At 68.2% G+C, this 20,238-nt stretch carries 21 protein-coding genes; 14 read left to right on the top strand and 7 right to left on the bottom strand.

From position 1 onward, the window contains the following. Window positions 1-86: 86 nt before the first annotated feature. Together Q8N10_RS10835 and Q8N10_RS10830 are read left to right on the top strand one after the other, a co-directional pair. Entirely contained in the window at window positions 87-779 is a 693-nt protein-coding gene (locus Q8N10_RS10835) for a thioredoxin family protein (RefSeq protein ID WP_304775326.1), read from the top strand. Window positions 780-1,233: 454 nt separating this feature from the next. Beyond that, complete coding sequence (locus Q8N10_RS10830) at window positions 1,234-1,566, top strand: DUF2794 domain-containing protein (protein WP_304775324.1); 333 nt, start codon at window positions 1,234-1,236, stop codon at window positions 1,564-1,566. Between the two features lie 79 nt (window positions 1,567-1,645). On the opposite strand, the gene Q8N10_RS10825 is transcribed toward Q8N10_RS10830, so the two are convergent. After that, complete coding sequence (locus Q8N10_RS10825; RefSeq protein WP_304775322.1) at window positions 1,646-2,389, bottom strand: Bax inhibitor-1/YccA family protein; 744 nt, start codon at window positions 2,387-2,389, stop codon at window positions 1,646-1,648. Window positions 2,390-2,533: 144 nt separating this feature from the next. On the opposite strand from Q8N10_RS10825, the gene thpR reads away from it, so the two are divergent. Continuing rightward, on the top strand, window positions 2,534-3,070 hold the full coding sequence (gene thpR / locus Q8N10_RS10820; RefSeq protein WP_304775320.1) for an RNA 2',3'-cyclic phosphodiesterase: 537 nt from the start codon (window positions 2,534-2,536) through the stop codon (window positions 3,068-3,070). A 3-nt stretch (window positions 3,071-3,073) separates the two neighbouring features. Here the strand turns inward: thpR and Q8N10_RS10815 are convergent, their stop codons facing one another. After that, entirely contained in the window at window positions 3,074-3,457 is a 384-nt protein-coding gene (locus Q8N10_RS10815) for a DUF2237 family protein (RefSeq protein ID WP_304775319.1), read from the bottom strand. 56 nt (window positions 3,458-3,513) lie between these two features. Here Q8N10_RS10815 and Q8N10_RS10810 point away from each other — a divergent pair, with 56 nt between their 5' ends. Together Q8N10_RS10810 and Q8N10_RS10805 are read left to right on the top strand one after the other, a co-directional pair. Continuing rightward, window positions 3,514-4,371, top strand: a complete 858-nt coding sequence (locus Q8N10_RS10810; protein ID WP_304775317.1) for a CoA ester lyase — start codon at window positions 3,514-3,516, stop codon at window positions 4,369-4,371. Window positions 4,372-4,391: 20 nt separating this feature from the next. After that, window positions 4,392-5,198 (top strand): hypothetical protein, encoded by an 807-nt coding sequence (locus Q8N10_RS10805; protein ID WP_304775315.1) that lies wholly within the window; start codon window positions 4,392-4,394, stop codon window positions 5,196-5,198. On the opposite strand, the gene Q8N10_RS10800 is transcribed toward Q8N10_RS10805, so the two are convergent. Together Q8N10_RS10800 and Q8N10_RS10795 are read right to left on the bottom strand one after the other, a co-directional pair. Further along, window positions 5,195-6,409: a hypothetical protein gene (locus Q8N10_RS10800; RefSeq protein WP_304775313.1), complete on the bottom strand. Its 1,215-nt coding sequence runs from the start codon at window positions 6,407-6,409 to the stop codon at window positions 5,195-5,197. The two genes, Q8N10_RS10805 and Q8N10_RS10800, sit on opposite strands and share 4 nt — an antisense overlap. An 84-nt stretch (window positions 6,410-6,493) precedes the next feature. Continuing rightward, complete coding sequence (locus tag Q8N10_RS10795; RefSeq protein ID WP_304775311.1) at window positions 6,494-6,913, bottom strand: HIT domain-containing protein; 420 nt, start codon at window positions 6,911-6,913, stop codon at window positions 6,494-6,496. Window positions 6,914-7,054: 141 nt separating this feature from the next. Here Q8N10_RS10795 and Q8N10_RS10790 point away from each other — a divergent pair, with 141 nt between their 5' ends. After that, window positions 7,055-8,044: a malate dehydrogenase gene (locus Q8N10_RS10790; RefSeq protein ID WP_304775309.1), complete on the top strand. Its 990-nt coding sequence runs from the start codon at window positions 7,055-7,057 to the stop codon at window positions 8,042-8,044. Here Q8N10_RS10790 and Q8N10_RS10785 read toward each other — a convergent pair. Both Q8N10_RS10785 and Q8N10_RS10780 read right to left on the bottom strand, forming a co-directional pair. Continuing rightward, window positions 8,041-8,757: a lysozyme inhibitor LprI family protein gene (locus Q8N10_RS10785; protein WP_304775307.1), complete on the bottom strand. Its 717-nt coding sequence runs from the start codon at window positions 8,755-8,757 to the stop codon at window positions 8,041-8,043. The two genes, Q8N10_RS10790 and Q8N10_RS10785, sit on opposite strands and share 4 nt — an antisense overlap. A gap of 175 nt (window positions 8,758-8,932) precedes the next feature. Beyond that, the gene (locus Q8N10_RS10780; protein ID WP_304775305.1) at window positions 8,933-9,583 is read right to left on the bottom strand and encodes a lysozyme inhibitor LprI family protein; all 651 of its coding nucleotides are present in this window, start codon (window positions 9,581-9,583) and stop codon (window positions 8,933-8,935) included. Between the two features lie 137 nt (window positions 9,584-9,720). Between Q8N10_RS10780 and Q8N10_RS10775 the strand changes: the two genes are divergently transcribed. Next, window positions 9,721-10,269, top strand: coding sequence for a GNAT family N-acetyltransferase (locus Q8N10_RS10775; protein WP_304775303.1), 549 nt, complete (start codon window positions 9,721-9,723; stop codon window positions 10,267-10,269). Here the strand turns inward: Q8N10_RS10775 and Q8N10_RS10770 are convergent. Continuing rightward, a complete protein-coding gene (locus Q8N10_RS10770; protein WP_304775301.1) occupies window positions 10,266-11,060 on the bottom strand; it encodes a LytTR family DNA-binding domain-containing protein in 795 nt (264 codons plus the stop codon). The two genes, Q8N10_RS10775 and Q8N10_RS10770, sit on opposite strands and share 4 nt — an antisense overlap. Before the next feature lie 85 nt (window positions 11,061-11,145). Between Q8N10_RS10770 and Q8N10_RS10765 the strand changes: the two genes are divergently transcribed. The 7 genes from Q8N10_RS10765 to Q8N10_RS10735 all read left to right on the top strand — a co-directional run bounded on the left by Q8N10_RS10765 (window position 11,146) and on the right by Q8N10_RS10735 (window position 20,235). Beyond that, window positions 11,146-11,697, top strand: coding sequence for a DUF2306 domain-containing protein (locus Q8N10_RS10765; protein WP_304775300.1), 552 nt, complete (start codon window positions 11,146-11,148; stop codon window positions 11,695-11,697). A gap of 170 nt (window positions 11,698-11,867) precedes the next feature. Next, on the top strand, window positions 11,868-13,067 hold the full coding sequence (sucC, locus tag Q8N10_RS10760) for an ADP-forming succinate--CoA ligase subunit beta (RefSeq protein ID WP_304775298.1): 1,200 nt from the start codon (window positions 11,868-11,870) through the stop codon (window positions 13,065-13,067). Then, entirely contained in the window at window positions 13,067-13,945 is an 879-nt protein-coding gene (gene sucD / locus Q8N10_RS10755; RefSeq protein ID WP_304775296.1) for a succinate--CoA ligase subunit alpha, read from the top strand. The genes sucC and sucD overlap by 1 nt, the downstream gene beginning before the upstream one ends. A 163-nt stretch (window positions 13,946-14,108) precedes the next feature. Next, window positions 14,109-17,063, top strand: coding sequence for a 2-oxoglutarate dehydrogenase E1 component (locus Q8N10_RS10750; RefSeq protein WP_304775293.1), 2,955 nt, complete (start codon window positions 14,109-14,111; stop codon window positions 17,061-17,063). A gap of 35 nt (window positions 17,064-17,098) precedes the next feature. Further along, window positions 17,099-18,355 carry a 2-oxoglutarate dehydrogenase complex dihydrolipoyllysine-residue succinyltransferase gene (gene odhB / locus Q8N10_RS10745; RefSeq protein ID WP_304775290.1) on the top strand — a complete coding sequence of 419 codons (1,257 nt, stop codon included), beginning with the start codon at window positions 17,099-17,101 and terminating at the stop codon, window positions 18,353-18,355. A gap of 57 nt (window positions 18,356-18,412) precedes the next feature. After that, window positions 18,413-19,810 carry a dihydrolipoyl dehydrogenase gene (gene lpdA / locus Q8N10_RS10740; protein ID WP_304775288.1) on the top strand — a complete coding sequence of 466 codons (1,398 nt, stop codon included), beginning with the start codon at window positions 18,413-18,415 and terminating at the stop codon, window positions 19,808-19,810. After that, window positions 19,810-20,235 (top strand): GNAT family N-acetyltransferase, encoded by a 426-nt coding sequence (locus Q8N10_RS10735; protein WP_304775286.1) that lies wholly within the window; start codon window positions 19,810-19,812, stop codon window positions 20,233-20,235. Before lpdA ends, Q8N10_RS10735 begins: the two co-directional genes overlap by 1 nt. The last annotated feature ends 3 nt before the right edge of the window (window positions 20,236-20,238 follow it).

Below are 20,238 nucleotides of genomic sequence, written 5' to 3'. Positions count from 1 at the left end.
CCGGCCGGGCGGCGGGAGCGATCCCGCCGCCCGGTCACACCTTGTTGAAACCCACCCACCAACGAAGTCCGGTTAAGTGCGCGCCAATGCGTAACGTCGCGCTTTTCAGTCTGCTGGTGTCAGCCCTGCCGCTCTGCGCGCAGGCCCGGTCGCCGGTGATCGTCGAACTCTACACCGCCCAGGGGTGCGCCTCCTGCGGCGAGGCGAACGCCTATGTCGCCAAGCTGGCCGAGAAGCCGGGCGTTCTCGCCCTGACCTTCTCGGTGGACTACTGGGACTATCTCGGCTGGGAGGACACCTTCGCCAAGCCCGCCTTCGCCGAGCGCCAGAAGGCCTATGTCGCCCGCCTGGACCTGCGAGAACCCTATACGCCGCAGGTCGTCGTCGACGGCCGCGCCCAGGTCGGCGGCCTGCAGGACGACAAGATCGACAAGCTGGTCTCAGACACCGCCAGTTTCCGCCGCCGCGGGCCCGACATGGCCTTCATCGGCCAGCGCAGGGTCGATGTCGGTTCAGGCGCCGTGCCGCGGGGCGGCGCCGAGGTCTGGCTGGTGCGCTATGACCCGCGCGAACAGGACGTCACTGTCCGTACGGGCGACAACAAGGGCCAGACGGTGCCTCACCGCAATGTCGTGGTGGAGATCAAGCGCCTGGGCGCCTGGCGCGGGAAGCCCACGGCCTACCGGGTGCCGCAGCCCCCGGCTGAGGGTCTGGCCACCGCCGTGATCGTCCAGGGCCCCAAGGGCGGCCGCGTGCTGGCCGCCGCCCTCAAGGACTGACCCAGGCCACCTGTTCAGCGCGACCCTGTTCAACGCAGGGGCGTCGGTCCTGTGATGATGCCTGACCGGCGGGGCGTCCAGGAGGTGCGACAGGCGACCGTCTTCCCGAGCGGTGCGCCCGCCTCCAGACATGACGAAGCCCGCACGGGGGAGGGGGCTCCGTGCGGGCTCGTCTTGGGGCTCGTTCTCTCGGAGAGAGAGGGGTGTCGGCTGATCGAAGCCCGCGATCCAGGGGGGCTGGGGGGGCTGTTCAGGATCCGGGACCAGCAAGGTTCCGACCAACCGACAGTGACTTTATCGGGGGCCCTTCAGGCGGCGGCTGGGCCGGAATAAGGTCTTTTCGCGGCGTGAAATTACGGTTTGTCCAGTTTGGCGGCGACCGTTGCCGCGCCGACACGATTGGCCCCAGCCGCCGATTGTGGAACCGCGCGGATTGGGTCTAACGTCCTGGGGAATGGCCCTGGATCAGCCCACCCCTGCGACGACCGCCAGCGTCTTCTTCGAACGCCGCGAGTTCCAGCGCATCCTCAACCTCTACGGCCGCATGGTTTCCGCCGGCGAGTGGCGTGACTACGCCATCGACGCCCAGGCTGAGGCCTGCTCGTTCTCGGTGTTCCGCAAGGCCACTGAGGCGCCGCTGTACCGCATCGAGAAGCGGCCGGCCCTGGCGGCGCGCCAGGGGGCTTGGTCGGTAATCGGTCAGGGTGGGGTGATCCTCAAGCGCGGCCATGACCTGGAGCAGGTGCTGCGGGTCTTCGACAAGGGCCGCTTCAAGGTGGTGGACTGAGCCCAAGTCCAGGCTTCCAGCCAAACAAAAACCCCGGCGGTCACCCGCCGGGGTTTCGAGATCGTCGCTGCGTCGGGACCTAGCGGCGGTTGCCGAGCAGGGCGAGCAGGAACTGGAACATGTTGATGAAGTCCAGGTAGAGGCTGAGCGCGCCGAAGTTGGTGGCCACGCTCATGGCCGACTGGTTCCCGCCCAGTTCGTAGTAGGTCATCTTCAGGCGCTGGGTGTCGTAGGCTGTGAGGCCGGCGAAGATCAGCAGGCCCACCACGTTGATCAGCAGGCTCATCATCGAGCTCTGCAGGAACATGTTGATCAGCATCGCGCCGATCAGGCCCCAGGCGCCCATGATCAGGAAGCTGCCAAGCCCGTTCAGGTTCTTCTTGGTCGTGTAGCCCGCAAGTGACAGGGCGCCGAAGGCCGTGGCCGTCAGCAGGAAGGTCGTGGCGATGGAGGCGCCCGTATAGCGCAGGACCAGCACGCCCATGGAGGCGCCGATCAGGCTGACGATCGCCCAGTAGGTGATGCCGGCGCTCTTGGGCGTGACGTTCTTGGCGAAGGAGGTGAACAGGATCACGGCCAGGGGGGCGAAGGCCACCACCATGCCCAGGATCGAGTAGCCCACGCGGCCGTTGGAGACCGTGAACATCAGATCGCGGACCGGTGCGAAGGACCCCGTCAGGAAGGCCAGGCCGGCGGACACCACGAGGCCCAAGGCCACCTTGTTGTAGACGCCGAGCATGAAGCTGCGAAGTCCCGCGTCCACCGACATGTCGGCGCGATCCGCGGGGATCGTGCGAGCAGCGCCGCGGTTGAAGTCGCTCATCTGAGCATAGCCCTTTGTTGCAACGCCCCAGATGGGCGCACCTCTGAATATCGTGTTCCGAGGGCACGAACGCAAGCGGGCGCCCGATTACGATTGCGTCAGGCCGTATCGCCCTCTCTCACGACCTGTCCTAGGTTGGCGGGCATGATCCGTCTTTTCGCCGCCGTCGCCGTCCCTTCCGAGCTGGGAGAGGGCTTGCAAGCGCGCCAGAGCGGCCTGGGCGGGGCCAACTGGCGGCCGGTGGAGGCCTTCCACATCACCCTGAGGTTCTTCGGCGACGTCCGAGAGGATGTGGCCGACGACCTGCACCTGGAGCTTGAGCGGATCTCCGCCGCGCCCATGACCCTGGAACTGGAGGGCGTGGGGTCCTTCGGCGAGGGGCCCGACCTGCACGCCGTCTGGGCCGGGGTGAGGGAGAACGACGCCCTGCGCCGCCTGGCCAAGGCCTGCGAGACCGCCGCCCGGCGTTCAGGCCTCAAGGCTGAGGCCCGCGCCTATCGGCCCCACGTGACCCTGGCCTATCTAAAGCGGCCCGATGTCGCCGAGGTCGCGGCCTGGCTGTCGGCCAACGCCCTTTTGAAATCCCCGCCCTTCGAGGTCAGCAGCTTCGGACTCTATTCGAGCCTGCTGCTCAGCGGCGGGTCCCGCTATCAGCTGGAACAGATATACCGGCTGCGGTGACGCTCAGGCCTTGACCGCGTAGTCCTTGAGGATTCCCAGCGGCACAATGGCCAGGGTTTCCTCGTGGGTCGCCTCCAGCACCAGGTGCGGGGCGGCGCCGGCGTCCAGCGCCTCCTTCCAGCGCGGCGCACAGAGGCACCAGCGGTCGCCGGGCTTCAGGCCTGGAAAGGCGTAGTCGGGCGAGGGCGTCGAGAGGTCGTTCCCCATGGCCTTGGAGTATTCCAGGAAGTCGGCGGTCATCACCGCGCAGACGGTGTGGATACCTGTGTCAGCCGGCCCGGTCTCGCAGCAGCCGTTGCGGAAGAAGCCGGTGACGGGGTCGAGGGAGCAGGAGATCAGCTCTCCGCCCAGCACGTTTTTTGCATCCTCGTCGTATCGAATGGTCATGGCCCCACCCTAGCTCGTAAGAGGGGGCCCCGCCTAATTGAGAACGGAGCCCGCCCGTGATCGCCGCCCGGCCGCGCCGCAGCGCCCTCTACATGCCCGCCGCCAACGCACGGGCTATCGAAAAGGCCCGCGACCTGACCTGCGACGTGGTGATCCTGGATCTGGAGGACGCCGTCGCGCCCGACGCCAAGGCGATCGCCCGCCAGCAGGCCGTCGAGGCCGTGAAGGCCGGCGGTTTTGGCCGTCGCGAGGTGGTGATCCGGGTCAACGGCCTCGACACCCCCTGGGGCGCCGAAGACCTGGCCGCGGCGGCCGCCGCCTGTCCCGACGCCATCCTGGCCCCCAAGGTCTCCAGCGCCGCGGACGTGGCGGCTTACGACGCGGGGCTGTCAGGTGAGACCCGCCTGTGGGTGATGATCGAGACCTGCGCCTCCCTCTTCGCCCTGGAGTCCATCGCCGCCTGCGGAGGGACCAGCCGCCTCGACGCCCTGGTGATCGGGACCAATGACCTGGCCAAGGAGATGCGCTGTCGGCTTACCGTGGACCGGGCGCCCCTGGTGGGGCCCCTGTCCCTCAGCGTCGCCGCCGCCCGGGCCCACGGCCTGACCATTCTCGACGGGGTCCATAACGGCATCGCAGATGAAGCCGGCCTGGTCCGGCAGTGCGCGCAGGGGGCGGAGTTCGGGTTCGACGGCAAGACCCTGATCCATCCGGGACAGATCGAGGCCGCCAACACCGCTTTTTCTCCGGCTCCGGGCGAGGTCCATTGGGCGCGCATAATTGTCGCCGCGTTCGATTCGCCGGAAAACGCAGCTAAGGGCGTGCTTCGAATTGAGGGACGCATGGTGGAGCGGTTGCATCTGGTCGAGGCGCAGCGTCTGATCGCTGTGGCCGACGCAATCGCCGCGGCGTGAGGCAGGATTTGGAAAACCGGGTGTCGAGAGTCTGGCGCGTCGCCGCGGCCTTTACGGCCCTGATCCTGAGCGCGCCCGTGGCCGCCGCGCAGGATCTCGATCCTATCGGCGCCCTGCTGGACCAAGCTCAGCCAGGGTCGGAGACGATCCCGCAATCTCCCACCCCGTCACCGCCTCCGACCGCCGCGCCGGTCCCAAGCGCGCCCGTCACCACCGCACCGCCGGTCGGCGCCTCCCCGCCGCCCGCCGCCTACACGCCCCCGCCGGTCTATAACAGCCCGGCCGCGGTCCAGCCGCCGCTTCCCTATGTGAACACCCCGCCTGTCTACCGGCCGCCAGCCTACACCCCACCGGCCTACACCCCTCCGCCCTATGTCGCGCCCGCGCCGCGCCGGCCCCGCCTCACCGCCCCAGTCCATATCGACGAGATCGGCAAGACGCCGGAGGCGCCGCCGACCGCCGTCGACCTCAGCTATGAAGCGCGCATGCGCTCGTCCTTCAACTCCGCCCAGGGTCTGCAGGGACCGCTGGACGGAGCCTGGACCCTGAGGGCCGGGGGCGCGGAGCTCTACGACCTGCAACTGGTGGACAGCGGTTCCGGAAATCTCGAGGGCGCGTGGCGCGATCCCCGCCGGCGGGGCGCCACGGACGCTTCGGGCTTCATCGACACGATCAGCCGCGTCGGGGGGCAGCTCATCATCCGCCTGACGCCACGGCCCGGCGCCGAGCCCTCGATCCTGATGCTCAACGCCGACAGCAACGGGACCTGGTCAGGCGAACTGACCGAACGCGGCGAGCGCCGGTCGGTGACGATGCGCCGGAACTAGGGGCGCGAGGGCGTGGACAGGGTCACTGGCGGGTTGTTGCCGGGGCTGATGGACAGCACTGAGCGCTCATTCTCGGCCTTGAAATAGACCGCCGCCGCGATGGCGGCGTTGATCTCATCGGTCAGGCTGTTGATCTGCTGAACGGGCTTCGCCCACGCCGTCAGGGCGGGCGGCGCCTCCAAGGCGGCCCCAAGGGCTCCCGGCACCTCCGCATCCGGAACGCGGCCGAGGTTGAAGCTGTAGGTGGAGGTGAACACCGGCAGATTGCGGCCAGTGTATTCCGGGGGCGCGGTCTGCCCCCCCACCAGGCTCGAGGCCAGATTGAAGGGCGCCTTTAGCACAACCGAGAGGGTTTCCTTGGAGGTCGCCCGCATGCTGCGGTCAAGCCGCGCGACCGTGTCGTCGAGGATGGCGGTGTCGGCCGCCAGGCTGCGTGCCGCCTGGTCGCCGCCGAAAGTCCAGATGCTGGCGGCGTTCCCCAGCTTCCTGGCGGCAGCGGTGAGTTGGTCGCACCGCGTGTCTAGATTGGCGTTTGCTCTTTCCGCCGCTTTCCTCGCGTCGCTCCCCAAACTCGGCTTGATCCTGGCGGGATCAAGCTTGGCCAAGGTGGACGGATCGCAGGCTTCCCGCACCCGCGCACGGAAGTCCGCCGTATGACCGCCGCCCCCCGTCATCTGAGGCGTTATGGCGCCAAGCGCGGCGTTCAAGGACTCAGCCCGCACGACGGTCATGGTCATGGCGATGGCGGCGACGTTGTAAAGCCGGGCGCGCGGACCGGGAGAGGCCAGGTCGTCAGCGATCAAGGGCAGCAGACCCACGGCGGTCCAGGCGTTGAGGCTGTCTTTGGCCGCATGGCCGACACCGATGGCGACCACCGTCAAGCCGGCGGCCGAGCCGGTGGTGAAGGCGTCGGTTTCCCATTGGCGCACACCTGCGAGGCGGCGATAGGATCGGGCGGCAGCGCGGGTCGTCCGAGCCACGCAGGAAAAGTCCGGCGCCTCTGGCGACAGGCAGCCGTCGAGCCGCTCCGACAGCAGGGGAATCTGCACGCCGGCTTGATCCTTCTTCTTGCCGAGCGGCCGGTCCATGAGCGTGTCGGCGCCAACCCGAACAAGCTCGCGGCTGGGTGACGGCATCGTCTGCGCCACGGCCGACCCGGCCATCGCCAAGGCTCCGCTCACCACGGTCACCATCGTATGTCGCAACGTCATGCCAGTCCCCCGACCGGTGTTATCCGAATTTGCCAATAAGACTCAGCTTCCGGGGGCTTTCAACAGAAATACAACCTCGAGGAGTCAACGGCTAAGCGCGCGGCGCGCCATGTCGGTCGCGTAGGCAAGCTCGTCGGCGGCGTAGGTCTCCGCCGGGCTGTGGCCCCACACCGGCCCGGGCCAGGCCGGGTCGTCGCCACGCCGCCCCACCACATGGACGTGAAGCTGCGGCGTCACATTGCCCAAGGCACCGACGTTCAGCTTTTCCGGCGGGGCGCCCAGAGCCTCACCCAGGACCCGCAGGGCCTGGCCGACCCTGACGATTTCCTCCATCAGGACGGCCCGATCCGCCGCCGGCAGGTCCTCGATCTCCCGCAGGCCCGCTCCCCTGGGGATCAGCACCAGCCAAGGATAGCGCGCGTCGTCCTGCAGCCGGACATGGCAGAGCCGAAGGTCGCCCAAGGCGTGGGATGTGGCCAGGAAGGCGGGGTCGAGCTGGAGCATGACGGCAGGATGACCACGCGTCCGCGCCGCCGCAAAGGGCCTAAACTCCGCGTGCGGCATTGCAGCAAGGCGGTGGTTTGAGCTACGGGGACCCCCGACTTGGCGCACCTGCCGTCCCGCAACAGCTATCGGAGCAGCCCCATGACCACCAAGACCCCCATCCGCGTGGCGGTCACCGGCGCGGCCGGCAACATCGGCTACGCCCTCCTCTTCCGCATCGCCTCGGGCGAAATGTTCGGCAAGGACCAGCCGGTGATCCTGCAGCTGCTGGAAATCCCGGTGGAAGGCCCCCAGAAGGCGTTGAAGGGCGTCGCCATGGAGCTCGAGGACTGCGCCTTCCCGCTGCTCCAGGACATGGTCCTGACCGGCGAGGCCGAAGTGGCCTTCAAAGATGTGAATTGGGCCCTGCTGGTGGGCTCCAAGCCCCGCGGTCCCGGCATGGAGCGCGCCGACCTGCTGAAGGACAACGGCAAGATCTTCATCGCCCAGGGCAAGGCCATCGACGCCGTCGCCGCCGACAACGCCCGCGTGGCCGTGGTGGGCAACCCCTGCAACACCAACGTCATGATCGCCGCCAACCAGGCCAAGCGCCTGCCCAAGGATCGCTTCACCGCCATGGTGCGCCTGGACGAGAACCGCGGCCGCGCGCAGCTGGCCAAGAAGGCCGGCGTCTCGATCAACGACGTCAGCGACCTGTTCATCTACGGCAACCACAGCCCGACCATGTTCGCCGACTTCACCCACGCCAAGATCGGCGGCAAGGACGCGGCCTCGGTGATCGGCGACGAGGCCTGGCTGAAGAACGAGTACCTGCCCGCCGTCGGCAAGCGCGGAGCGGCCATCATCGAGGCCCGTGGCCTGTCCTCGGCCGCCTCTGCCGCCAACGCCCTGATCGACCACGTGCGCGACCTGAACACCGTCGGCGCGATCCACTCGGTCGCCGTCGATAGCCAGGGCCGCTACGGCTTCGCCGAAGGCGTCTGGGCCGGTATGCCGGTGAAGACCACCGCGCCGGGCGCCTATGAGGTCATCACCTCCTACGAGATGGACGACTTCGCCAAGAGCAAGATCGCGCTGACCAATGACGAACTGGTGGGCGAACGCGAGACCATCAAGGACCTGTTGGTCTAGGAAACCGGCTGGGCGTCCACGCCCGCCACACGCGCCTCTTGGACCCCGCTCGGCGCTGGCCGGGCGGGGTTTTCATTGGCCGCCAGCTCGGAGATGCGTTTCTCGTAGAGGCTGGCGAGGGCCTCGGGGGAGGTCTTGGCGGCCGCCTCGCGGGCGGCCAGCCAGCGGGCCTGGCCCCTGGCCAGCACCGGATGATCGGCGCCCGAGCCCAAGGCGGCCTTGTAGGCGCCAGACAGCCGGCGGTCGGCCTCGGCCAGGGCCGGGTCCACGCAGACCATCTGGTCGGCCAGGGTCCGGGCGCTGCGGCAATCGAAGCTGGGGGCCTCCACAAAGACGGCGTCGACGATCTGGCCGGTCTGGGCGACGGGCGGCGGCGCGGAAACCCCGACGTCCACCAGGCTGGCCGCCGGGGCGATCTCCTCGTCGGGCCTGGCCAGCACGATCTGGACCCGCTGCGCCGCCGGGGCGTCGGCCGCCGCGCGGGGCGTGGCCTGGCGCAGGGCGGAGCCGGCGGTGCGGCGATCCATATCGGCCCGCATCCAGAGGCCCAGTCCCATCCCCATTACGCAGGCGATGCTGACGGCGGCGGAGATGTGGACCGGATTGATCGAAAGGTGGGGGTGGGGGCTCTCGGCCTCGAGGGGCCGGAAGATCATCGGGGTTTCGTGGCCTTCCGGCGCGCGGAGGCGCAGGAGGTTGCTGGGGGTGAACATGGTGAACGTCCTGGCGTATTCTGGTCCGCCGCAGACGCCCCGGAGTGGCCCCGATGTGCGCCCGCCCTCTCGAACCGACGCCAATACCCATATTGGGGATGCGATGAATTGTGGCTGAACGGCGCCGTTAATTTCGCGTCTGGATAGAATTGTTGATCAACCCTGACGCGACGCCTCAGCGCTCGTAGGCCGCCACCTCGTCCAGCTCCTGGATCCGCTGATCGTAGAGGTCGGCCACCTCCTCGGGCGCGTGGCGCGCGGCGTCCTCGCGGGCGTCCAGCCAGCGCTGCTGCTGACGGCGCAGGCGGTGCATCGGAACTCCGGAGTCCATCGCGCGGCGCCAGGCGCTGGCCAGCCGCCGATCCTGGGCGGCCAGGGTCTCGTCGTTGCAAACCAGTTCCTCAGCGGCGCTGGCGCTCTGGCCGCAGTCGAAGCTGGGGCCCCGGGCCACGGGCCGGGTCTGGCGGACGGGGGGCTGAATCTCGCTTACGGGCAGAGCGGCGGGCAGAGCGGCGGGCGGTGTGGCGGGCGCGGGACGAGGCGCCTGAAGGCCGGAGGGCAGCAGCTCCAGCTTGCCGCCAGATACGGCGGGCAGGGGTTCGTCGCGATCGATCTCGATCTGCACCTGCTCCACCGGTTTCATCGACCCGGGCGTGCGGGTGTCCTCGGCCAACTGCGGCCGAGCCAAGAGACCCAGGCCAAGGCCCAGGACGCAGGCGCCTGCGACCCCCGCCAGAATCATCGGCCTGCTGAAAGGCGACTTGGCGGGGGGGCCAACGACAATAGGGGCGTCAGGCGGCGAGCCGCCGCGGGTTTCAGTGGTCATGACGCGCGTCCTTGGTCCAAGCCTCCTGAACCCCCGAGGCGACCCTATCGTTGCGGCGCGCATCTGAACCGCGCCTGAACCGCCATTGCGAAGCTCGCCCGCGCGACGCTATGTCGGGCGGAACGCAGGAGCCGCCCATGACCGCCATCGGCCCGACCCTCGAGACCGACCGCCTCATCCTGCGCCCGCCCTGCGCGGCCGACTTCGAGCCCTGGTGCGCCTTCATGGCCGATGAGGAGGCCGCCCGGCACATCGGCGGGCTTCAGGCACCCTCCGTAGTGTGGCGGGCCCTGTGCTCGGTCACCGGCGCCTGGACCATCAGCGGGTTTTCGATGTTCAGCGTCATCGAGAAGGCCACCGGCGACTGGGTCGGCCGGCTGGGTCCCTGGCAGCCCGAGGGCTGGCCGGGGACCGAGGTGGGCTGGGGGATCATCCGCGACCGCTGGGGCAAGGGCTATGCGACGGAGGGGGCCATCGCCGCCACGGACTGGGCCTTCGACAGCTTCGACTGGCATGAGGTGGTGCACACCATCGACCCGGCCAACACCGCCTCGGCCGCGGTGGCCAGGCGCCTGGGGTCGACCATCCTGCGCCAGGCGCAGATGCCCGCGCCCTACGAGGCGCTCACGGTCGACGTCTGGGGTCAGAGCCGGGAAGACTGGGCCGCCCGTAGAGCGTCGCGCTAGATCCAGCCGGCCTCGCGGATCAGCTTGGCGTAGGTGCGGCTGACCGGGACCTCCGAGCCGTCCTTCAGCGTCAGGGTCGCCCGCCCGTCTCCCCGACGAGCGTCGGCCACGGCGTCCCGCGCCACCCACCACGAGCGGTGCACCTGGGCGCCCTCGATCCCCGCCAGTTCGGCGACGGCGTCGGCCAGCCGCATCAGGATCAGGTCCTGGCCCTTGGAGGTGTGCAGGCGCAGGTAATGGTCCTGGGCCTCCACCGCCCAGATCTCCGCGCCCCGCAGCTTCAGGGGCAGGCGTTCCAGGAACTTCACGGGCGCCGGCGCGGCGGTGGGCGCCTGGGCCGCCATGCGCCGATGGGACAGGAAGATCGCCAGGCCGCTCATCGCCAGGCACATGACCCAGGTGATCAGCATGTACTGCGGCAGCTCACGGCTGTGGGCCCGGCCGCTCGACACAAATCCCACCGCGCCCCAGACCAGCAGGCCCATGAGCGGCGTCATCAGGGTGCCGCTGATCGCCGTGTGGACCACCAGGCCGCGGCGGGTGAGGGGAATGAGGCCGGTCAGCTGGAAACTCACCATGCCCAGCAGCGCCCCGGCCAGGCCGAGCGTCACCATGAAGGCCGTGCGCGGCAGGAAGCCCACGTGTCCGCTGTCGAAGGCCTCCACGAAGCTGAGGAACACCCCGACGCTGGCCGACACCACGAGCGTCCGCCGGATCCCAGCCTGGCTCAGGGGTTCCAGTCGCGAAGCGTGAACGGCGCCGGGCTGCGACTCGCGCAGTCGATCTGTCATTCGACGCAACGTCCTTTGCGCATGGGGCGACGAGATCTCCACAAGGCGGCGACGGGCCACGAGGGCCATCCAGCGGAGATAGATGATGTCGCGGGTTTCTCAAACGTCGGCGCAGGCGGCCCCCAGCCGGATTGAAGAGATCCGCAGGGTCGTCCTGCCCCTGGCGGCGGTCGGGCTGGCGGTCGCCCTGGTCCCTGTCGCCGGCGGCATTGTCCGCGCCGCCAGCGGCGGCCGGCTCCGCGCCCCGGACTGGGGCCTGCTCGCCGCCCAGCCCCTGGTCATCCAGCTCCATCTGGCGGCCGCGGTGGTCGCCCTGGTGATCGGCACCATGCTGATGCTGATGCGCAAGGGCGTGACCTTCCACCGCCGGGCCGGCTGGCTGTGGGTGACGGCCATGTCCATCGTGGCCGGATCCTCGATCTTCATCACCGGGGTGAACGGCGACCGCTGGTCGTTCATCCACATGATCACCGGCTGGACCCTGATCGCCCTGCCCCTGGCGGTCATCGCGGCCCGCCGCCATGACGTGAAACAGCACCGCCGCTTCATGATGGGCATGTTCTACGGCGGCCTGATCATCGCCGGCGGCCTGACCTTCATCCCCGGCCGAACCATGTGGAACGTCTTCTTCGCCTGACGCTCCGGCGCCCGGCGCGGGGTGTTCCGCGGCAGGGAACGCACCTGCCGGACAATTGGACGCGAACGTTATTTTTCTGACCGTGGCGCGGTTGCAACGGTCCGGAACGGCGCTTATACCCCGGCTTCTCGCCGCACTGGGCGAGCCCAAACAGCGCGTCTCGCGACCTCATGAATATACACGAGCATCAAGCCAAAGCCGTCCTCTCCGAGTTCGGCGTGGCGGTCCCGCGTGGCTATCCGGCCTTCACCGTCGAGGAGGCCGTCAAGGCGGCCGAAACCCTCGGGGGCCCGGTCTTCGTAGTGAAATCCCAGATCCATGCCGGCGGCCGCGGCAAGGGCGTGTTCGAGGGCCTCGGCCCCGACGCCAAGGGCGGCGTCCGGGTGGTCAAGAGCGTCGATGACGTCCGCTCCAACGCCACCGAGATGCTCGGCCGGGTGCTGGTGACCCACCAGACCGGCCCCAAGGGCAAGCAGGTCAACCGCCTCTACATCGAGGAAGGCGCGGCGATCGCCAAGGAATTCTACCTGTCCCTGCTGGTGGACCGGGACACGAGCCGGATCTCGGTCGTGGCCTCCACCGAAGGCGGCATGGACATCGAGGAGGTGGCCCATTCCACTCCCGAGAAGATCATCACCTTCTCCATCGACCCGGCCACCGGCGTCTGGAACCACCACGGCCTGAAGCTCTCCAAGGCGCTGGGCCTCAAGGGCGACCTCTCCAAGCAGGCCGGCAAGCTGCTGCGCCAGCTCTATACGGCGTTCCTGGCCAAGGACATGTCGATGCTGGAGATCAACCCGCTGATCGTCACCGCCGACGACCAGCTGCGCGTCCTCGACGCCAAGGTCTCCTTCGATAGCAACGCCCTCTATCGCCACGCCGACATCGTCGCCCTGCGCGACGAGAGCGAGGAGGACCCCAAGGAGATCGAGGCCTCCAAGTTCGACCTCAGCTACATCGCTCTCGACGGCGAGATCGGCTGCATGGTCAACGGCGCCGGCCTGGCCATGGCCACCATGGACATCATCAAGCTCTACGGCGCCGAGCCCGCCAACTTCCTGGACGTCGGCGGCGGCGCCGACGAAGCCAAGGTGACGGCGGCCTTCAAGATCATCATGGCCGACCCCAACGTGAAGGGCATCCTGGTGAACATCTTCGGCGGCATCGCCCGTTGCGACGTCCTGGCCCAGGGCGTGGTGGCGGCGGTCAAGCAGGTGGGCCTGACGGTTCCCCTGGTGGTGCGCCTGGAAGGCACGAACGCCGAGCTCGGCAAGAAGATCATCAATGAGAGCGGCCTGAACGTCATCGCCGCCAACGACCTTTCCGATGGCGCCGAGAAGATCGTCGCCGCCGTGCGTGGAGCCGCCTGATGTCCATCCTCATCGGCAAAGAAACGCGCGTCATCTGCCAGGGCATCACCGGCGCCCAGGGCACCTTCCACTCCGAACAGGCCATCGCCTTCGGCACCAAGATGGTCGGCGGCGTCACTCCCGGTAAGGGCGGCTCCACCCATATCGGCCTCCCGGTCTTCGACACTGTCGACGAGGCCGTCCGCGCCACCGGCGCCGACGCCAGCGTCATCTATGTCCCGCCCGCCTTCGCCGCGGACTCCATCCTGGAAGCCATCGACGCCGAAGTCCCCCTGGTGATCTGCATCACCGAGGGCATCCCGGTGGCCGACATGATCCAGGTGAAGCGCGCCCTGATCGGCTCAAAAACCAGGCTGATCGGCCCCAACTGCCCCGGCGTCCTGACCCCGGAAGCCTGCAAGATCGGCATCATGCCGGCGAATATCTTCAAGAAGGGCTCGGTGGGTGTTGTCTCGCGCTCGGGCACGCTTACCTACGAAGCCGTGTTCCAGACCACCCAGGTGGGCCTGGGGCAATCCACGGCGGTGGGCATTGGCGGCGACCCGGTGAAAGGCACCGAGTTCATCGACATGCTCGACATGTTCCTGAAGGACCCGGAGACCGAGTCGATCATCATGATCGGCGAGATCGGCGGGTCGGCGGAAGAAGACGCGGCTGAGTTCATTAAGAATTCAGCAATCAAGAAGCCTATGGTCGGCTTCATCGCGGGACGCACCGCGCCGCCTGGCCGGCGCATGGGTCACGCGGGCGCGATCATCTCCGGCGGCAAGGGCGGCGCCGAGGACAAGATCGCCGCGATGGAGGCTGCGGGCATCCGCGTGTCACCTTCGCCGGCGAAACTGGGCGAAACCCTTCTTGAGGTGCTCAAGGGCGCCTAAGACCTTTCCAGCCGAAGTGGGGGCCGGTTCGGCGTTAGGAAAGGTCTCACTAAGTGTTTGACCGAACTCCTAGGAGTTCGGTCGGGTGCACAATCAAGCGTAGGGCGGTCCGCGCTCGGCTCCTCTTTTGAAGCTTCGCGGTCCCTCCGGGAAAGCGAACGACATGGCCGACGATGCAGGTCTGATCAACGAGGTGCTCGCCGAGACCTCCTTCCTCTATGGCGGCAACACCGCCTTCGTGGAGGACCTCTACGCGAAATGGGCCGCCGACCCGAACGCGGTCGAGGCTTCGTGGCGCGCCTTCTTCGCCTCGCTACAGGATCGCGCCGACGAGGTTAAGGCCGCCGCCGTCAGGCCTGGCTGGACCCAGAAGACCGCCCCCGCCGCCCGCCCCGACTGGCTCTCGGCCATCGACGGCCTGTGGCCGGCCGTGGAGGCCAAGGTCGGCGCCAAGGTCGCCGAGCGCGCCGCGCCCGCCGCCAATCCCGAATCCGTCCGCGCCGCCACCCTCGATTCCCTGCGCGCCATCATGATGATCCGCGCCTACCGCATGCGCGGCCACCTACGGGCCAACCTGGACCCCCTGGGCATCGCCATCCCGGAGGGTGACGCCACCGAGCTCGACCCCGCCTCCTACGGCTTCACCGAGGCCGACTACGACCGCCCCATCTTCCTGGACTTCGTGCTGGGCCTGGAAACCGGCACCATCCGCGAGATCCTGGAGATCCTGCGCCGCACCTACTGCAACGACATCGGCGTGCAGTACATGCACATCTCAGATCCGCAGCAGAAGGCCTGGCTGCAGGAGCGCATCGAGGGCCGGGATAAAGAAATAAGCTTCACCAAGGAGGGCAAGGTCGCCATCCTGAAGAAGCTCATCGAGGCCGAGGGCTTCGAGAAGTTCCTGCACAAGCGCTTCCCCGGCACCAAGCGCTTCGGCCTTGACGGCGGCGAGGCCATGGTTCCGGCCCTGGAGCAGATCATCAAGCGCGGCGGCGCGCTGGGCGTGAAGGACATCGTCATCGGCATGCCCCACCGGGGCCGCCTGAACGTCCTGGCCGCCGTGATGGCCAAGCCTTACCAGGTCATTTTCCACGAGTTCCAGGGCGGCTCCAGCCTGCCCTCGGATGTGGAAGGGTCCGGCGACGTGAAGTACCACATGGGCGCCTCCTCGGACCGCGCCTTCGACGGCAACAATGTCCACCTCTCGCTGACCGCCAACCCCTCCCACCTGGAGATCGTCAACCCGGTGGTGCTGGGAAAAGTGCGCGCCAAGCAGGCCTACACCCTGCGCGACGCGCCGGACTCCGGCCGCAACCACGTCCTGCCCCTGCTGCTGCACGGGGACGCGGCCTTCGCCGGCCAGGGCGTGATCGCCGAATGCTTCACCATCTCGGGCGTGAAGGGCTACCGCACCGGCGGCACCATCCACTTCATCGTCAACAACCAGATCGGCTTCACCACGGCTCCGGCCTTCAGCCGTTCCTCGCCCTATCCGTCGGACGTGGCCCTGATGGTGGAGGCGCCGATCTTCCACGTGAACGGCGACGACCCCGAGGCCGTGACCTATGTCGCCAAGGTGGCCACCGAGTTCCGCCAGCAGTTTGGCAAGGACGTGGTCATCGACATGTTCTGCTATCGCCGGTTCGGTCACAACGAGGGTGACGACCCGACGATGACCTCGCCCTTGATGTACGCCAAGATCAAGGACCACCCCTCGACCCGCGAACTCTATTCCCGCCAGCTGATCGGCGAGGGCGTGATCACCGAGGACGACGTCGCCGCCTGGATGAAGGAGTTCGACGACTTCCTCGACCAGGAGATGGAGTCCGGCAAGACCTACAAGGCCAACAAGGCCGACTGGCTCGATGGCAAGTGGGCGGGCCTGGCCCTGCCCGACGGAGACGACCGCCGCGGCGACACCAGCGTCGCCCTGCAGAAGCTGCTGGACCTGGGCGCCCGGGTCACCGCGATCCCGGAGAGCCTCGACGTCCACAAGACGGTCAAGCGCGCCATCGAGAACCGCCGCGCGGCCATCGAAACCGGGGAGGGCCTCGACTGGGCCACCGGCGAACACCTGGCCTTCGCCACCCTGCTTGACGAGGGCTTCCCCGTCCGCCTGGCCGGCCAGGACAGCGTGCGCGGCACCTTCGTGCAGCGCCACTGCGACCTGATCGACCAGACCACCGAGGCCCACTACCAGCCGCTGTCCAATCTGCGCCCCGGCCAGGCCCACTTCGAGGTGCTGGACTCACCCCTGTCGGAAGAGGCGGTGCTGGGCTTCGAGTACGGCTTCTCGCTCGCCGACCCCAAGACCCTGGTGCTGTGGGAAGGCCAGTTCGGCGACTTCGCCAACGGCGCACAGGTGGTGATCGACCAGTTCATCTCCTCGGGTGAACGGAAATGGCTGCGGATGAGCGGCCTGGTCCTGCTCCTGCCCCATGGCTACGAGGGCCAGGGCCCGGAACACTCCTCGGCCCGCCTGGAGCGCTTCCTGCAGCTCTGCGCGGAGGACAACCTCCAGGTCGTCAACTGCTCGACGCCGGCCAACTACTTCCACGTCCTGCGCCGCCAGATGCGCCGCGAGTTCCGCAAGCCCCTGGTGGTGATGACGCCCAAGTCGCTGCTGCGGCACAAGAAGGCGACGTCACGGCTCGTGGACCTGGCGGAGGGCTCGTCCTTCCACCGCGTGCTGCACGACGACGCCGAGCGCGGCGTCAACACCGCCACCAAGCTGGTGGAGCCCGACAAGATCCGCCGCGTCGTGCTGTGTTCGGGCAAGGTCTATTACGACCTGCTGGACGCCCGCGAGGAGAAGGGCGTCGACGACGTCTATCTCATGCGCCTGGAGCAGTTCTATCCGTGGCCGGTGAAGTCGCTGTCCACCGAGCTGTCGCGCTTCCCCAATGCTGAGCTCGTTTGGTGTCAAGAAGAGCCGAAGAACATGGGCGGCTGGACCTTCGTGGACCCGTGGCTGGAGCTCACCCTCGAACGCCTGAAGATCAAGGCCAAGCGCGCCCGCTATGTCGGCCGCCCCGCCTCGGCCTCCACCGCCGCCGGCCAGATGAGCCGGCACATGAAGGAGCTTCAGACGTTCCTTGCTGAAGCCTTCGCCTAAACCGACCGCCCGAAAGAACAGGAAGAACCTCTCCAATGGCCGACATCATGACGCCCACGCTCGGCGAATCCGTCACCGAGGCGACTGTGGCGCGCTGGGCCAAGAAGCCCGGGGACGCGGTCCGCAAGGATGAGATCCTCGTCGAACTGGAGACCGACAAGGTCAGCCTGGAAGTCGCCGCCCCCGCTGACGGGGTGCTGACCTCCATCAGCGCCGAGGAAGGCGCCACGGTCGAGCCCGGCGCGGTCCTGGGTCACGTGACCGAGGGCGCTGTCGCCGCCGCGCCGAAGCCGGCGGCCCCGAAGGCCGAAGCCCCCAAGGCGGCCGAGCCCGCTCCCGCTCCCGCTCCCGCTCCCGCTCCTGCGCCCGCGCCTGCGCCTGTTGCGGCTCCCGCGCCCAAGCCCGCGGCCGCCGCGGCGCCCCTCGCCCCCTCGGCCCAGCGCATCGTGGCTGAGAACAACCTCGACGGCGGCGCGATATCCGGGACCGGCAAGGACGGCCGGGTGACCAAGGGTGACGCCCTCGCGGCCCTCGAGGCCCGCGCCAATGCGCCCGCCGCCGCCCCTGTCGCTTCGGCTCCGCGCGAGATCCATGCGCGCGAGGAACGGGTCCGCATGACCCGCCTGCGCCAGACCATCGCGCGCCGCCTGAAGGAGGCCCAGAACGCCGCGGCCATGCTGACGACCTTCAACGAGGTCGACATGACCAACGTCATGGCCCTGCGCACCAAGTACAAGGACGTCTTCGAGAAGACCCACGGCGTGAAGCTGGGCTTCATGAGCTTCTTCGTGGCCGCCGTGGTCCACGGCCTGAAGCAGGTCCCGGAGGTCAACGCCGAGATCGAAGGCCAGGACATCATCTACAAGAACCACTACGACATCGGCGTCGCCGTCGGCACCGACCGAGGCCTGGTGGTTCCCGTGGTCCGTGACGCCGACGCGCTCAACCTGGCCGGCGTCGAGAAGGCCATCGGAGCCCTGGGCAAGAAGGCCCGGGACGGGGCGCTCGCCATGGAAGACCTGCAGGGCGGCACCTTCACCATCTCCAATGGCGGGGTCTACGGCTCGCTGATGTCGACGCCGATCCTCAACGCGCCGCAGTCGGGCATCCTCGGCATGCACAAGATCCAGGAGCGCCCCATGGCCATCGGCGGCCAGGTGGTGATCCGCCCGATGATGTACCTGGCGCTCAGCTACGACCACCGCGTGGTGGACGGCCAGGGCGCGGTGACCTTCCTGGTCCACGTCAAGGACGCCATCGAGAACCCGGAGCGCCTGCTGCTGGATATCTAGAAGGCGTCCGCCTCCCCATATCCTCCCCAGCGCACCTCAATTCGGAAGACCAGGCTCATGGCCCAATACGACGTCGTCATCATCGGGGGCGGTCCCGCCGGCTACAATGGCGCCATCCGGGCCGGCCAGCTTGGCCTCTCGGTGGCCGTGGTCGAGAAGCGCGAGACCCTGGGGGGCACCTGCCTGAACGTCGGCTGCATGCCGTCCAAGGCCCTGCTGCACGCCTCGGAGATGTTTGAGCTGGCGAACAAGGACTTCGCCACCCTCGGCATCGAGGTGACGCCGACCCTCAACCTGCCCCAGATGATGAAACAGAAGGCCGACAGCGTCTTGGCCCTGACCAAGGGCATCGAGTTCCTGTTCAAGAAGAACAAGGTCGACTGGATCAAGGGCATGGGCAAGATCGCCGGGCCCGGCAAGGTCGAGGTCACCGGCCCCGACGGTTCGGTCACCGTGCTGGAGACCAAGAACATCGTCATCGCCACGGGCTCGGAGCCCTCGGGCCTGCCGGGCGTCGTGGTGGACAACAAGCGCATCGTCGATTCCACCGGCGCGCTCACCCTGCCGGAGGTGCCCAAGAGCCTGATCGTGATCGGCGCCGGCATCATCGGCCTGGAGCTGGGCTCGGTCTGGCGCCGCCTGGGCGCAGAGGTCACCGTCGTGGAGTTCCTCGACCGGATCACGCCGGGCATGGACGCCGAGACCGCCAAGACCTTCCAGCGGTCCCTCACCAAGCAGGGCATGGCCTTCAAGCTGGGCTCCAAGGTCACCGGCGCCAAGTCGTCGAAGACCGGAGTGACCCTCACCGTCGAGCCGGTGGCCGGTGGCGAGATCGAGACGCTGACCGCAGACTATGTGCTGCTGGCCATCGGCCGCAGGCCCTATACCGCGGGCCTGGGCCTGGAGAGCGTGGGCGTGGTCCCCGACAAGCGCGGCTTCATCGAGACCGACCACTTCAAGACCTCGGCGCCCGGCGTCTGGGCCATCGGCGACGCCATCTACGGACCCATGCTGGCCCACAAGGCCGAGGAGGACTCCGTCGCGGTGATCGAGCTCATCGCCGGCAAGTACGCTCACGTGGACTACAATCTGGTCCCCAGCGTGGTCTACACCTACCCGGAGGTCGCCTGGGTCGGGAAGACCGAGGAGCAGCTGAAGGAGGCGGGCGTGGCCTACAAGGCCGGCAAGTTCCCCTTCACCGCCAACAGCCGCGCCAAGATCAACCACGAGACCGACGGCTTCGCCAAGGTCCTGGCCGACGCCAAGACCGACGAGATCCTCGGCGTCCACATCATCGGCCCCCAGGCGGGCGAATTGATCGGCGAATACTGCGTGGCCATGGCCTTCCGCGCCGCCAGTGAGGACATCGCCCGCACCTGCCACCCCCATCCCACTCGCTCCGAGGCCGGCCGCCAGGCCGCCATGGGGGTCGAGGGCTGGATCATGCAAGCCTGATGGAGGTTCGCCGGGTCCGCCCGGAGGAGCTGCCCATCGCCGGCGCCATCTATCAGAAGGTGCTGCGCGAGACCTTCACCTGGCTTCCGGCCTGGCGCCACAACGCCCAGGACTTCCTTCGCGACGCCCGAGAGGAGGAGGTCTATGTCGCCGTCCTCGAGCGCCGCATCGCCGGCGTCGCGGCCCTCTATCGCCGCGACTCGTTCCTGCACTCCCTCTATGTCGATGTCCGCGGCCACAGTGTCGGCAAGGCCCTGCTGGATCATGTCGCGGCCTCCGCGCCCAACCCGCTGTCGCTGAAGTGCCAGACCGCCAATATCCGGGCGCGGGCCTTCTACGCCCGTGAGGGCTTCGCTGAGGTCGCGCAGGGCGATGACGGCGTCCCTTGGGTGCGCATGGAGAGACCTTCAACCGCCTGGACCTGAGCC

This window comes from Phenylobacterium sp. (assembly GCF_030693625.1).
Lineage (GTDB): Bacteria > Pseudomonadota > Alphaproteobacteria > Caulobacterales > Caulobacteraceae > Phenylobacterium > Phenylobacterium ferrooxidans.
This window is presented reverse-complemented; position numbering and strand designations above follow the sequence as displayed.